The organism is Nocardioides sp. NPDC059952 (assembly GCF_042730435.1).
GTDB lineage: Bacteria > Actinomycetota > Actinomycetes > Propionibacteriales > Nocardioidaceae > Nocardioides.
This window is the reverse complement of the sequence record NZ_JBHWLY010000002.1, coordinates 118,949-132,230: the sequence shown is the minus strand read 5'-3', so window position 1 is coordinate 132,230 and position 13,282 is coordinate 118,949. Positions and strand designations below refer to the sequence as shown.

Below are 13,282 nucleotides of genomic sequence, written 5' to 3'. Positions count from 1 at the left end.
GTAGGTCAGGCGAAGATCGTCTCCCAGTCGCGAGCCATGCTGATCACTGTCCAGCCCAGCCGGGCGCCGACCTCGGTGATCGGCTCCGGCTCGGTGAAGGTCTGTGCGGTGCTGACGTAGGAGAACTCGCGCTCGGCGTCGTCGTGGTCGACGAGCAGTGCGAGCGTCGGGCCATCGCCCGCCGCCGCCCACTCCAGCATCTCCCGGTCGCCGCCGGAGTTGCCGACGGCGAGGATCGGGCGCCGTCCCAGCTGGGTCTGGATGTTCGACACCTTGGCGGTGCCCTCGTTGGCGGCGCCGACCAGGCGCCCCGACCGGCTCAGGCGCGGCGGGTCCGGGGCGTAGTCGTACTCGATGAGCGTGCCCACCACCGCCTCGGGCGGCACTCCGTAGAGCTCCTGGCTGATGGCGCGGACGAACTCGGTCCCTCCCCCGGTCACGACGGTCACCGAGAAGTCGCGGCGCCGCAGCTCGTCGATGAGCTCGAGCATCGGTACGTAGGTACAGGTGCGGTGCGGCCGCCCGAGGGTCGGGTGGTCGGCGCGAGCCATGAACTCTCGGGTCCGCGCGGTGAAGTCCTGAGGTGAGAGACCCGTGAAGAGCCCGGTGAGCGCCATCGCGATCCGCTCCAGCCCGATGTCGCCGATCGCCTGCTGGTCACCCGAGAGCAGGGCTGCGAACTCCGCCTGCTCCTTGATCGACGGGTCGGCCGCCGCGCTGGTGCGCAGCGCGTCGAGGAAGAAGTCGAGCTGGACGTAGGACGGACGCTCGCACCACAGGGTGCCGTCGTTGTCGAAGCAGGCCATCCGGTCGGCCACGGGCACGTCCTCGGAGGCGTCGAGGAAGGCCAGGACGGCGTCGCGGGTGACACCCGGACGCCAGGACGGCAGCAGTTGGTCGGTCACGGTGTCTCCTTCGGTTGCTGGGTCCCGGGGCGGCGTACGCATCGGAAGCCCATGTGGCTGGTGCCGGTGTCGACCATCTGCGGGCGACGGGCCGCGGGCCGGTAGCGCAGGCAGTAGGTGTCGGCGCACAGATGCGAGCCGCCCTTGACGACCTTGCGGGCGATCCGGAACTGCGGCTGCGCGGGATCGAAGCTCTGCTCGGCGTCGCCGCCGCGCGGGTCGACGGGTACGCAGCACGGCTTCGCGACCTCGTCGGGGTGCCGGTCGGTCCACCAGTCGCTGGTCCACTCCCACACGTTGCCGGCCATGTCGAAGAGCCCGAAGCCGTTGGCCGGGAAGCTCCCGACCGGGGAGGTGCGGGAGAAGCCGCTCTCGCGGGTGTGCCGCCACGGGAAGTCGGTTCCGTCCCAGGTGTTGGCCATGATCCGGCCCTGCGGTCGCGGCTCGTCGCCCCAGGTGAAGGCGGCTCCTTCGAGGCCGCCGCGGGCGGCGTACTCCCACTCGGCCTCGGTGGGCAGGTCGGCGCCGGCCCAGGAGGCGTACGCGAGGGCATCCTCCAGCGCGACATGGACGACCGGGTGGTCGGGCCGGCGCTTGACCGAGCTGCCCGGCCCGTCTGGCGCCGACCAGCACGCCCCCGGCGTCCAGGTCCACCACTGGCTGACGTGCCGGAGGTCGACCGGGCCGGGGGTCGGCGTGAAGACGAGCGAGCCCGGCTGCAGGTTCTCCGGCGGCGCGCCGGGGAAGTCGGCCGGGTCGACCGGCCGCTCGGCGACGGTGACGTAGCGGGTCTTGCGGACAAACTTCGCGAACTGCGCGTTGGTGACCTGGTGGGCGTCGATCGAGAACTCCCCGACCCGCACGCGGTGGGTCGGGGCCTCCTCCGGATAGTGGTCGTCGGAGCCCATGGTGAACGTGCCACCGGGAAGGTCGACCAGCATGTCAGCTGCTCGGAGCACCGGCCCTGAGCTTCGCCATCAACTGCTCGACGTTGAAGCTGGCCGGCTTCTGGCGCGGCGGGAAGTCAATGAGCGTCTGGAGGAACTGCCCCACGTACGCCTGCGCGGGGACGAAGGCCCAGACGTGGTCGAGGACCCAGTCGTAGTAGGTGTTGGAGGTGATGTCGGCCCGCTCGTACGGATCGGTCTTCAGGTTGAACAGCTTGGGGAATCGCAGCTCGATGAACGGCTCCGCCCAGATCTGCAGGGTGCCGGTCGCGCGCTGCTCGAGGAAGACGAACTTCCAGTTGTCGTAGCGGAGCGCCGTCAGGTCCCCGTCGTCGGAGACGTAGAAGAAGTGGTTGCGTGGGCTCTCCTCGACGGCACCGGTGACGTAGTCGAGCTGGTTGTTGCCGTCGAGGTGCACCTTGTAGGGCTTGCCTGCCAGGTCGGCGCCGGACTTGAGCCGGTCGGCGATGTCGTCGTCGCCGGCGGCGGCGAGCAGGGTGACGAACCAGTCGTTGTGGCTGACGATCCCGTTGCGTACCTCGCCGGCGGGGATGCGATCGGGCCAGCGGACCATCGCCGGGACGCGGTAGGCACCTTCCCAGTTCGAGTTCTTCTCGTTGCGGAATGGGGTCATCCCGGCGTCGGGCCAGCTGTTCATGTGCGGACCGTTGTCGGTCGAGTACATGACGATCGTGTTGTCCGCGAGGCCGTTGTCGTCGAGGAAGTCGAGCACCGAGCCGACCAGCTCGTCGTGGTCGACCATCGTGTCGTGGTATTCGGACTGCCACCGTCCGGCCTTGCCTCGGCTGCCGTCCTTGATGTGGGTTCGGAAGTGCATGTGGGTGGTGTTGAGCCACACGAAGAACGGGGTGTCGTTCGAGTTGGCGTCGCTCATGAACCGCAGCGCCTCGGGCACGACCTCGTCGTCGATCGTCTTCATCCGCTCCTTGGTGAGCGGGCCGGTGTCCTCGATGCGCTGGGTGCCGTCCTCGTTGGCCCACGAGTGGATGACGCCCCGCGGTCCGAACCGCTTACGGAAGTTCGGGAACTCCTCCTCGGACGGGTAGTCGAACAGCTCCGGCTCCTCCTCGGCGTTGAGGTGGTAGAGGTTGCCGAAGAACTCGTCGAAGCCGTGCGCGGTCGGCAGGAACTCGTCGCGGTCGCCGAAGTGGTTCTTGCCGAACTGCCCGGTCGCGTACCCCAAGGACTTCAGGGCCGTCGCGATCGTCGGGTCCTCGGCGCGCAGGCCCAGGTCCGCGCCGGGCATGCCCACCTTGGTCAGGCCCGTGCGGTAGGGGTTCTGGCCGGTGATGAAGGCCGCGCGGCCCGCCGTGCAGCTCTGCTCACCGTAGTAGTCGGTGAAGCGGACGCCCTCGGCGGCGATCCGGTCGATGTTCGGTGTGCGGTAGCCCATCAGCCCGTCGCTGTAGCAGCTCAGGTTGCTGATGCCGATGTCGTCGCCCCAGATGATCAGGATGTTGGGCTTGTCGGACATGAAGAACCTCCTCGTGGGTCTCTTCGGGAGGCTAGGCAGGCACGCGCGCGGGCGACCTCCCCCGACTCGGGTGACCTCCCGGACCACACAGTCGCGATGGAGTGGCGTCGTGAAGACGTGGCTGATCCCGACGATGCACGGCTACCACCGCTCCTGGCTACGCGGCGATGTGCTCGCCGGGCTCGCGACGGGGACGGTCGTGATCCCCCAGGCCATGGCGTACGCCACGATCGCGGGGATGCCTGCCAGCGTCGGGCTCTACACGTGCTTGCTGCCGATGGCGGCGTACGCCCTGCTCGGCGGCTCACGTGCGCTGAGCGTCTCGACCACGTCGACCATCTCCGTGCTGGTGGCCAGCTCGCTGGCCACCTTGCCCGAGCGTGACCCCGACGAGCTCATGCGGGCCGCGTTCACGCTGACCTTCCTCGTGGGCGTCTGCCTGCTGGTGATGCGGCTGGCCCGGCTGGGCGCGTTGGTCGAGAGCATCTCGCCGGCCACCATGACCGGCATCCGGATCGGCGTGGGGCTCACCGTCGTCGCCAGCCAGCTGCCGGCTCTGCTCGGCCTGTCGGCGGACCCGGAGGCGGAGGGCTTCGTCGAGGAGCTGGCCGCGGTCGCCCGCGAGCTCCCTGAGCTCTCGGCGGTGACCACGGTGGTCGGGATCACCGCGATCGTGGTGCTTCTGGTGCTCCGGCGGCTGGCGCCGGCCGTGCCCGGGCCGCTCGTCGTCGTCGCCGCGGGCATCGCGCTGGTGGCCGCCAGCGGCGTGGAGGATCGCGGCCTCGCCCTCATCGACCCGGTGCCGACCGGGCTGCCGTCACTGAGCCTGCCGGTCGTCGACGACGTGATCGGGCTGCTCCCCGGCGCGATCGCCATCGCGCTCATGTCGTTCCTGGAGACGGTGCTGGTGGCGCGGACCAACCGGCGCCGCCGGGAGCCTGCCATCGACGTGGACCGCGAGCTGGTTGCCACGGGCATCGGCGCCCTGGCCGGCGGGCTCACCCAGTCGCTGCCCCCGGCCGGCGGATTCTCGCAGTCGGCCGTGAACCTTCGAGCGGGCGCCCGCACGCAGCTCTCCGGGCTGGTGACGGTGGGCTTGGCGCTGCTCGTCGCGCTCGCGCTGGCGCCCCTGCTGGCCGACCTGCCTCAGACCATCCTGGCCGCCATGGTGCTGGTGGCGGTGGCCGGTCTGCTCGATCCACGCGAGCTCGGGACGTACGCCGCTGTCGACCGGGCAGAGCTCTGGGTCGCCCTCGCCGTCGCTGCCGTCGGCCTGACCGGCGGGATGCTCCTCGGCGTCGCCGTCGGGGTCGGTCTCACCCTGCTGCTGGTCATCCGCGCGGTGAACCAGCCGCGGGTGCGCCGGCTCGATCGCCCGTCGGCTTCGGCGGAGGTCCTCCCGCTCGTGCTCACCGGCGACCTCTACACCGGCAACGCCCAGGCCACCTACGACGCGGCGCTCGGGCTGGTCCAGGCCTCCGGGCCTCGAACGGTCACCCTCGACGTCTCCGAGCTCACCCACGTCACCGTGCCGCTGCTCAACACTCTCCGCTCGCTGCGCGACGACCTCGCCTCCGACGGGGCCGATCTGGTTCTCCTCGACGTGCCCGACGACGTGCTTCCCACTCTCCGCCTGGCACCGTGGTTCGCGGAGGCGGAGCAGGATGGATTCGTGGGATGAGCGGCCCCGCACGGCTGGTAAAGTGAAGGGGTGGGACTGATCGAGGTGGACAAGATCTAGCCACCGGACTGCCGGTGGCTTCGCCCGTGCGGGCATCCCGCACCGGTGAACGATCACTTCTCGACGCACGCGCGCGTCCGCCCTTGCCGGGCGTCGACGCGTGGAGCTCTCCGGCACGTTCGCGTTCCTGTCGACACGTACCTGATTCCCGTCGCGCCACTCGGCGCTCGACGGAAGAGACGAGAGAACAGCTATGCCCACCTCATCCGCCATCACCCTGCACGACGTGACCTTCGAGTGGCCCGACGGCACGGTCGCGCTCGACCGCGTCAACGGCACCTTCGGCACCGACCGCACCGGCCTGATCGGTCGCAACGGATCCGGCAAGTCCACCCTGCTCCGCCTCATCGCCGGCGAGCTCTCCCCGACGTCCGGGAAGATCGACGCCGGCGGCGAGGTCGGCTACCTGCCGCAGACGCTCACCCTGCGGCCGGACACGACCATCGCCGACCTGCTCGGCATCGACGGCATCCTCGCCGCGATCCGCGCGATCGAGGCCGGCGAGATCGACCAGCGTCACTTCGACGCGGTCGGCGACGACTGGGACATCGAGTCCCGCGCCGACGAGGCCCTGCACCAGATCGGCTTCTCCGCCGCCGACCTGGACCGCCGCGTCGCCGAGATCTCCGGCGGCGAGGGCATGCTGATCGCGATCACCGGCCTGCGCATCCGCCGCACCCCGATCACGCTGCTCGACGAGCCCACGAACAACCTCGACCGGGCCACCCGCGCCAAGCTCGCCGAGTTCGTCGACCAGTGGCCGGGGACCCTCGTGGTCGTCAGCCACGATCTCGAGCTGCTCGACCACATGGACAGCACCACCGAGCTGTATGCCGGGACGCTGAGCACCTTCGGCGGCCCCTACAGCGCCTGGAAGGAGCATCAGGAGCAGGAGCAGGCAGCCGCTCTGCAGACCGCTCGGTCCGCTCAGCAGGCGCTCAAGGTCGAGAAGCGGCAGCGCATCGAGGCCGAGACGAAGCTCGCCCGTCGCGAGCGGACCGCCAAGAAGACCCAGAAGGACGGCGGGATCCCGAAGATCCTGGCCGGCAACCGGGCCAGCAAGGCCCAGGCGTCCGCCGGCTCTCTCCGCTCCACCCTCGACGACAAGGTGAAGTCCGCCCAGGCCGCCGTCGATGCCGCAGGCGCTCGCGTACGCAACGAGGAGCACATCCACCTCACCCTCCCCGATCCCGGAGTGCCGCGCGGCCGGCGGATCGCGGAGCTGGAGGACGAGGGCCGGACCGTCGTGATCCAGGGGCCGGAGCGGGTGGCGCTGATCGGCGCGAACGGCTCGGGGAAGTCGACCCTTCTCTCGCATCTTGTGCGGGGTGACGACCCGGTGCCGGGGCGGCCGCACGGCCGGCTCCTCACCGATCTCGTCGGTCTCCTCCCCCAGCGTCTCGACGGCCTCGACGACGAGGCCAGCGCGATGGAGAACGTGCGCAGCGTGGCCCCGGACCTGCCACCCGGCACCGTCCGCAACCAGCTGGCCCGGCTCCTCCTTCGGGGCGACAGCGTCGACCGCCCGGTGCGTACGCTCTCGGGCGGCGAGCGCTTCCGGGTCTCCCTCGCCCGCCTCCTCCTGGCCGACCCGCCGGCGCAGCTGCTGATCCTGGACGAGCCGACCAACAACCTCGACATCACCAGCGTCGAGCAGCTCGCCGAGGCCCTCGACGCCTACCGTGGCGCGCTGCTCGTGGTCAGCCACGACTTCGGGTTCCTGGAGCGGATCGGCATCGACACCGTCATCGAGCTCGACGACGCCGGGCGGATGCGCCGGCGTCGTGACCTGGACGGACCGGCCGTTCCTCTCTAGGTCCTGGTCCCCAGCCGATCAGCTCGGGCTCTCGACCGAACGCGCTCGTGACCCGGCCGAGGGCGGTGCTGACGCGGTCGTCGGCAGGGTGTGCAGGTGGGTGCCCGAGCTCCTGTCCACGGGTGATGGTGCTCGCTGCGACGCTACGGCGCCGCGGCTCTTTCACCTTTTCTGTGCGAAGACCTGCGGCCGACGCCGCCGTATCGTCCCAGCGAGAGGGGAGGGCCTCGATGTCGCAGACGGCGGAGCAGTTGGCGATGGACCCGGCGGGGAAGACGCCGCTCGAGGTCGCTGAGCGGCTAGGTGTCGATCCGGCTCGAGGGTTGAGCACGGAGGAGGCCGCCCGCCGCCTGGCCGAGCACGGCCCGAACCGGCTGGCCGAAGGGAAGAAGGAGTCCGGGCTGCAGGCATTCCTGCGGCAGTACCAGGACTTCATGCAGATCGTGCTGCTGGTCGCCGCCGTGGTGAACCTGGTGGTGACCGGGGACGTCGGAACCTCGCTGGTGCTGGCCGGGCTGACCCTCTTCAACGCCGTGATCGGGCTGCGGCAGGAGGCCAAGGCCGAGGAGAGCGTCGCGGCGCTGGCACAGCTGATGAAGACGGTCGCGCGGGTGCGGCGCGACGACCAGGCCGTGGAGATCGACGCCTCCGAGCTGGTACGCGGCGACGTGGTGCTGGTCGAGGCCGGGAACCGGGTGCCGGCCGACGGTCGGATCACCCTCGCCGCCACTCTCGAGATCGAAGAGGCGGCTCTCACGGGCGAGAGCCTGCCGGTGGGCAAGTCGACCGACCCGGTGCTCGGGGAGGACGTGCCGCTCGGCGACCGGACCTGCATGGCCTACATGAACACCTCGGTGACCCGCGGACGCGGAGAGATGGTGATCACCGCGACCGGGATGGACACCGAGATCGGGCACATCGCCGACCTGCTGGCCAACACCGAGGCGGACAAGACGCCGCTGCAGAAGCAGCTCGACGGGCTCTCGAAGATCATCGCCTTCATCGCGGCGGTCGCCCTGGTGTTCGTCGTGGTGCTCGGCCTGGTGCGGGGCGAGTCCTTCGACACCCTGTTCATCACCGGCGTCGCACTGGCCGTGGCCGCGATCCCGACCGGCCTGCCGGCCGTGGTGACCGCCCTGCTCTCGATGGGCACCCGCGAGATCGCCAGGCGCAACGCGATCGTCAAGCGGCTGCCGGCGGTGGAGACGCTGGGCTCGACGTCCGCGATCTGCTCGGACAAGACCGGCACGCTGACGCTCAACAAGATGACCGCCCGGGAGATGGTGATCCCGGGCCAGAACGTGTTCACGGTCTCCGGCGAGGGCTACGGCACGGCCGGGGAGATCAAGCACGTCGGCGGGTCCCGGATCGACCTCGACCCCTACCTGCTGCCGATGGTGCTGTGCGCGGACGCGGTGCTCGACGGCGAGAGCCTGATCGGCGACCCGACCGAGGGTGCGCTGATCGTGCTCGGCGCCAAGGGCGGGCTCGACATCGACGCCACTCGGCGCGACTTCCCGCGGATCGCGGAGGTGCCGTTCGACTCCGAGTACAAGTTCATGGCCACCTTCCACGAGATGACCGGAGCCGACGGACGCCCGGTGGTCCGCTGCTACGTCAAGGGGGCGCCGGACGTCCTGATCGCCCGCGGCGGGTTCTACCGCTCCGCCGACGGTGGCGTCGTACCGGTGACCGACGAGAACCGGCACCTCGCCCTGGAGGCCAACGACCGGATGGCCGATTCCGGCGAGCGGGTGATGGTCGTGGCGCAGCGGGACTTCGAACCCTCCGGGTTCGATCCCACCGACGACCTGATCGGCCTGGTCAGCGACCTCACCCTGCTCGCGATGGTCGGCATCGTCGACCCGCCGCGGCCGGAGGCGAAAGCCGCCATCGCCGAGTGCCACTCGGCCGGGATCCGGGTACGGATGATCACCGGCGACCACGCGACCACCGCCGCCGCGATCGCGAGGGAGCTCGGCATCGAGGGTCGGGCGATGACCGGCACCGAGTTCGCGGCGATGAGCGATGAGGACCTGCTGGCCCAGCTCGACCGGATCGGGGTCATCGCCCGGGTGGCGCCCGAGGACAAGATCCGGCTGGTCCAGCTGCTCAAGCGCTCCGACAACGTGGTCGCGATGACGGGCGACGGGGTCAACGACGCTCCGGCGCTCAAGGCCGCCGACATCGGCGTCGCCATGGGCATCACCGGCACCGAGGTCTCCAAGGAGGCCGCGGTCATGATCCTCACCGACGACAACTTCGCCACCATCGTCAACGCCGTCTCCTACGGACGTACGCTCTACGACAACCTGGTCAAGTACCTCCGCTTCCAGATGTCCACCCTGGTCGCCTACATCGCGATCTTCCTGACCGCGGGCGTCCTCGACGTCGCCGGCGGGGTTCCTCTGAACCCGCTGCAGATCCTGTGGCTGAACATGGTCATCGACATCCCGATCGCGATCGCGCTCGGGTTCGACCAGGCCACCAAGGGGCTGATGGACCGCCCGCCCCGACCGGTGGCCGCCCCGGTGCTCTCCCGGTCCAACTGGGTCCGGCTGTGCGTCCAGGGCGCGATCATGACGATCGGCTCGCTGGTGGCCTACCAGATCGGCGACGACCTGGACGGCGCCGTGGTCGCGGCGACCATGCTGCTCACCACGCTGTCGATATTCCACGTGGTCGCCGGCCTCATGTCCCGCGACCAGGTCGGCACCCTCTTCGACCGCGACGCGCTGCCCGGGATGGCCCAGCTGCGCCGCTACGGCGTCGCGGTGCTCGCCATCGTCGCGATCACCACGATCGATCTGCTCGAGCGCATCTTCGGCACGACAGAGCTGGACGGCCGGCAGTGGGGCATCTGCATCGCCCTGGCTGCCTCCTTGCTCGTCGTCGAGGAGGTCATCAAGCTCTTCCTCCGCCGGCGCCCCGCGTCCGGCGTCCTTCCGGGCCCACCGCTCGCACCAGCGGTGGCCACCTGACCCAGGAGCATCCATGTCGTTCAACCTCCGCAACCGCAGCTTCCTCAAGGAGCTCGACTTCACCCCGGACGAGCTCCGGTTCCTGCTCAAGCTCTCGGCCGAGCTGAAGGCCGCCAAGTACGGCGGCTACGAGGCGCCCCGGCTGGCGGGCAAGGACATCGCGCTGATCTTCGAGAAGACCTCGACCCGCACGCGCACAGCCTTCGAGGTGGCGGCCAAGGACCAGGGCGCACACATCACCTACCTCGAGCCGAGCGGATCGCAGATAGGCCACAAGGAGTCGATGAAGGACACCGCTCGCGTGCTCGGCCGGACGTTCGACGGGATCGAGTACCGCGGGTACTCGCAGGAGTCCGTCGAGATCCTGGCGCAGTACTCAGGCGTCCCCGTGTGGAACGGCCTGACCGACGAGTTCCATCCGACTCAGATCCTCGCGGACATGCTCACCATGCTGGAGAAGAGCGAGAAGCACCTCGGCCAGATCGCGTACTGCTATCTCGGCGACGCTCGCAACAACATGGGCAACTCACTCATGGTCGGGGGCTGCAAGCTCGGCATGGACGTCCGGCTGTGCGCGCCCGAGCATCTGTGGCCGGCCGACGAGCTGGTCGAGTCCTGTCGTGAGATCGCCGACCGGACCGGGGCGCGGCTGACCCTGACCGCCGACGTGGACGAGGGTGTGTCCGGAGTGGACTTCCTCTACACCGACGTCTGGGTGTCGATGGGCGAGGACAAGAGCGTGTGGAAGGAGCGGATCGAGCTCCTCAAGCCCTACCAGGTCAATGCCGACGTGGTCGCTCGCACCGGAAACCCTCGGGTCAAGTTCATGCATTGCCTGCCCGCGTTCCACAACCGGGAGACGAAGGTCGGTGAGGAGATCTACCAGACCTACGGCCTCGACGGGCTCGAGGTGACCGACGACGTGTTCGAGTCCGAGCGCTCCATCGTCTTCGACCAGGCCGAGAACCGGATGCACACCATCAAGGCCGTCATGGTCGCGACCTTGGGTTCCTGAGGAGGCGGGCATGCGCGTGGTGGTGGCTCTGGGCGGCAACGCACTGTTGCGGCGCGGCGAGCCGATGACGACGGAGGCCCAACGCCAGAACGTGGCGAGGGCGGCGCCTGCGCTGGCCGCGATCGCCGTGGAGCACGAGCTGGTGATCTCCCACGGCAACGGCCCCCAGGTCGGCCTGCTGGCACTGCAGTCGGCCGCCTACCACGACGCCGAGCCGTCCACGCTCGACGTGCTCGGCGCGCAGACCCAGGGCATGATCGCGTACGTCCTGGAGCAGGAGATGCACAACGTCTTCCCGGCCACGGAGCGGTTCGCGACGATCCTGACGATGGTCGAGGTCGACGGGGACGACCCCGCGTTCGCGAACCCGACCAAGTTCGTCGGGCCCGTCTACACCGAGGAGCAGGCCCGACGGCTGGCGGCGGAGAAGGGGTGGCCGGTCCGCCAGGACGGCACGTCGTGGCGTCGGGTGGTCCCGTCCCCGCGACCGCAGCACATCTTCGAGCTGGACGCGATCCGGATCCTGCTCGACCGCGACGTCGTCGTCATCTGCGCCGGCGGAGGCGGGATCCCCACCCTGGTCACCGAGGTCGACGGCAGACCGCGCCTGACCGGCGTCGAGGCGGTCATCGACAAGGACTTCGCCACCGAGCTGCTGGCCCGGGAGGTGGGTGCCGACCTGTTCGTGATGGCCACCGACGTCGACGGCGTCTACCTCGACTGGGGCACACCGGACCAGAAGCGCCTGTCCACCGTGACTCCCGAGGAGCTGCGTCGGCTGGAGTTCCCGGCCGGATCGATGGGACCGAAGGTCGAGGCAGCGGCCGCGTTCGTCGAGGCCACCGGCAAGCGGGCCGCGATCGGAGGCCTCGCGGACATCACCGATGTGGTGGCGGGCAGGGCGGGCACCCAGGTCGTGCCGGCCGGAGCGAGAGAGGAGGAGCAGCGATGACAGCGTTAGGAGTGCACTCGGAGGTCGGTCGTCTCAGGCAGGTCATGGTGCACCGCCCGGAGCTCAGCCTCCAGCGGTTGACGCCGTCCAACCACGACGATCTGCTCTTCGACGACGTCTTGTGGGTCGAGCGTGCCCAGTACGAGCACGACCAGTTCGTCGAGCGGATGCGGGAGCACGGTGTCGAAGTCTTCCTGCTCCAGAACCTGCTGGCGGAGGCGCTGGCCGCCAGCGATGAGGGCCGCCGGCGCCTCATCGAGGTGGCGGCCTCGGAGTACACCGTCGGCCTCTCGCTCGTCGACGAGGTCAGGGCGGTCCTTGCGGAGATGAAGCCCACCGCACTGGCCACCCATCTCATCGGTGGGCTGACGGTGGCGGAGTCGGGTCTGGACCTGGCGAGCTACCGTCAGCGTTCCCTGCCCGCGGCGGCCCTCGACGACGAGAGCATGTTCGTGCTCCCACCGCTGCCGAACACCCTGTTCACCCGGGACTCCTCGTGCTGGATCTACGGCGGGGTCTCGATCAACCCGATGTTCTGGCCGGCGCGGCGGCTCGAGGCGTACAACGTCGCGGCGATCTACCGCTACCACCCGATGTTCGCGGATGCGGACTTCGACTACTGGTACCCGCACCTCGGTGACGACGGCAGGTTCGAGGCACACGACTTCGGCCGTTCCTCCCTGGAGGGAGGCGATGTCCAGCCGATCGGCAACGGCACCGTGCTGATCGGGATGAGCGAGCGCTCCCAGGCGCGCATGATCGAGCAGATCGCCGCCGCCCTGTTCGACAAGGGGGCCGCCGAACGCGTCATCGCGGCCGTGATGACCAAGGACCGCGCGCACATGCACCTGGACACGGTGTTCACCATGCTCGACCGCGACAAGGTCACCGCCTACCCCCGGGTGGTCGGCGGCGTACGGGCGATCAGCCTCCGGCCGGGCAGCAACGGGCAGCGTTTCCACGTCACGGAGGAGGACTCGTTCCTCGGTGCCGTAGCCGATGCGATGGGTGTCCCGAAGCTGCAGGTCGTGGAGACCGGCGGCGACGCGTACCAGCAGGAACGGGAGCAGTGGGACGACGGCAACAACGTGGTCGCGCTGGAGCCGGGCGTCGTCGTCGCCTACGAGCGCAACACCTACACGATCGCGAAGATGCGCGCGGCCGGCGTCGAGGTGGTCACGATCGAGGGATTCGAGCTGGGCAAGGGCCGCGGCGGTGGCCACTGCATGACCTGCCCGCTGACCCGGGACCCGGTCTGAGAGGGCGGTGTCATGTATTCCGAGCTGCCCCGCTGGGTCATCGTCGTGGCTGTGCTGGCCTGTGTCGTCGGGCTGGTCCTCTGGGCCCGCGGGCCGGTGCACCACCACGGCCGGTACGTCGGCTCGCTGGGAGCCGACCAGGTGACGATCGTCGTCCGGGACGGCGTCTAG

General features: G+C 69.7%; 10 protein-coding genes. 7 read left to right on the top strand and 3 right to left on the bottom strand.

What is annotated here, in order from left to right; genetic code table 11:
- Positions 1–5 precede the first annotated feature (5 nt).
- Genes ACFV9G_RS01580 through ACFV9G_RS01570 form a run of 3 tightly spaced genes read right to left on the bottom strand, consistent with a single transcriptional unit; the run spans position 6 to position 3,347 of the window.
- The gene (locus tag ACFV9G_RS01580; protein WP_378724279.1) at positions 6–905 is read right to left on the bottom strand and encodes an HAD family hydrolase; all 900 of its coding nucleotides are present in this window, start codon (positions 903–905) and stop codon (positions 6–8) included.
- The gene (locus tag ACFV9G_RS01575) at positions 902–1,864 is read right to left on the bottom strand and encodes a formylglycine-generating enzyme family protein (RefSeq protein ID WP_378724277.1); all 963 of its coding nucleotides are present in this window, start codon (positions 1,862–1,864) and stop codon (positions 902–904) included. The genes ACFV9G_RS01580 and ACFV9G_RS01575 overlap by 4 nt, the downstream gene beginning before the upstream one ends.
- Entirely contained in the window at positions 1,848–3,347 is a 1,500-nt protein-coding gene (locus ACFV9G_RS01570) for an arylsulfatase (protein ID WP_378724276.1), read from the bottom strand. Before ACFV9G_RS01570 ends, ACFV9G_RS01575 begins: the two co-directional genes overlap by 17 nt.
- 109 nt (positions 3,348–3,456) lie before the next feature.
- Here ACFV9G_RS01570 and ACFV9G_RS01565 point away from each other — a divergent pair, with 109 nt between their 5' ends.
- From ACFV9G_RS01565 to ACFV9G_RS01535, 7 genes are all read left to right on the top strand, one after another.
- Complete coding sequence (locus ACFV9G_RS01565; protein WP_378724275.1) at positions 3,457–5,028, top strand: SulP family inorganic anion transporter; 1,572 nt, start codon at positions 3,457–3,459, stop codon at positions 5,026–5,028.
- Positions 5,029–5,281: 253 nt separating this feature from the next.
- Positions 5,282–6,904 carry an ABC-F family ATP-binding cassette domain-containing protein gene (locus ACFV9G_RS01560; RefSeq protein ID WP_378724273.1) on the top strand — a complete coding sequence of 541 codons (1,623 nt, stop codon included), beginning with the start codon at positions 5,282–5,284 and terminating at the stop codon, positions 6,902–6,904.
- 230 nt (positions 6,905–7,134) lie between these two features.
- Positions 7,135–9,885, top strand: coding sequence for a cation-translocating P-type ATPase (locus ACFV9G_RS01555; RefSeq protein WP_378724271.1), 2,751 nt, complete (start codon positions 7,135–7,137; stop codon positions 9,883–9,885).
- A 13-nt stretch (positions 9,886–9,898) separates the two neighbouring features.
- Complete coding sequence (argF, locus tag ACFV9G_RS01550) at positions 9,899–10,900, top strand: ornithine carbamoyltransferase (protein ID WP_378724269.1); 1,002 nt, start codon at positions 9,899–9,901, stop codon at positions 10,898–10,900.
- 10 nt (positions 10,901–10,910) lie between these two features.
- A complete protein-coding gene (arcC, locus tag ACFV9G_RS01545; RefSeq protein ID WP_378724267.1) occupies positions 10,911–11,852 on the top strand; it encodes a carbamate kinase in 942 nt (313 codons plus the stop codon).
- 44 nt (positions 11,853–11,896) lie between these two features.
- Positions 11,897–13,111 (top strand): arginine deiminase, encoded by a 1,215-nt coding sequence (locus ACFV9G_RS01540; protein ID WP_378724372.1) that lies wholly within the window; start codon positions 11,897–11,899, stop codon positions 13,109–13,111.
- A gap of 12 nt (positions 13,112–13,123) precedes the next feature.
- On the top strand, positions 13,124–13,282 hold the full coding sequence (locus ACFV9G_RS01535) for a hypothetical protein (RefSeq protein ID WP_378724265.1): 159 nt from the start codon (positions 13,124–13,126) through the stop codon (positions 13,280–13,282).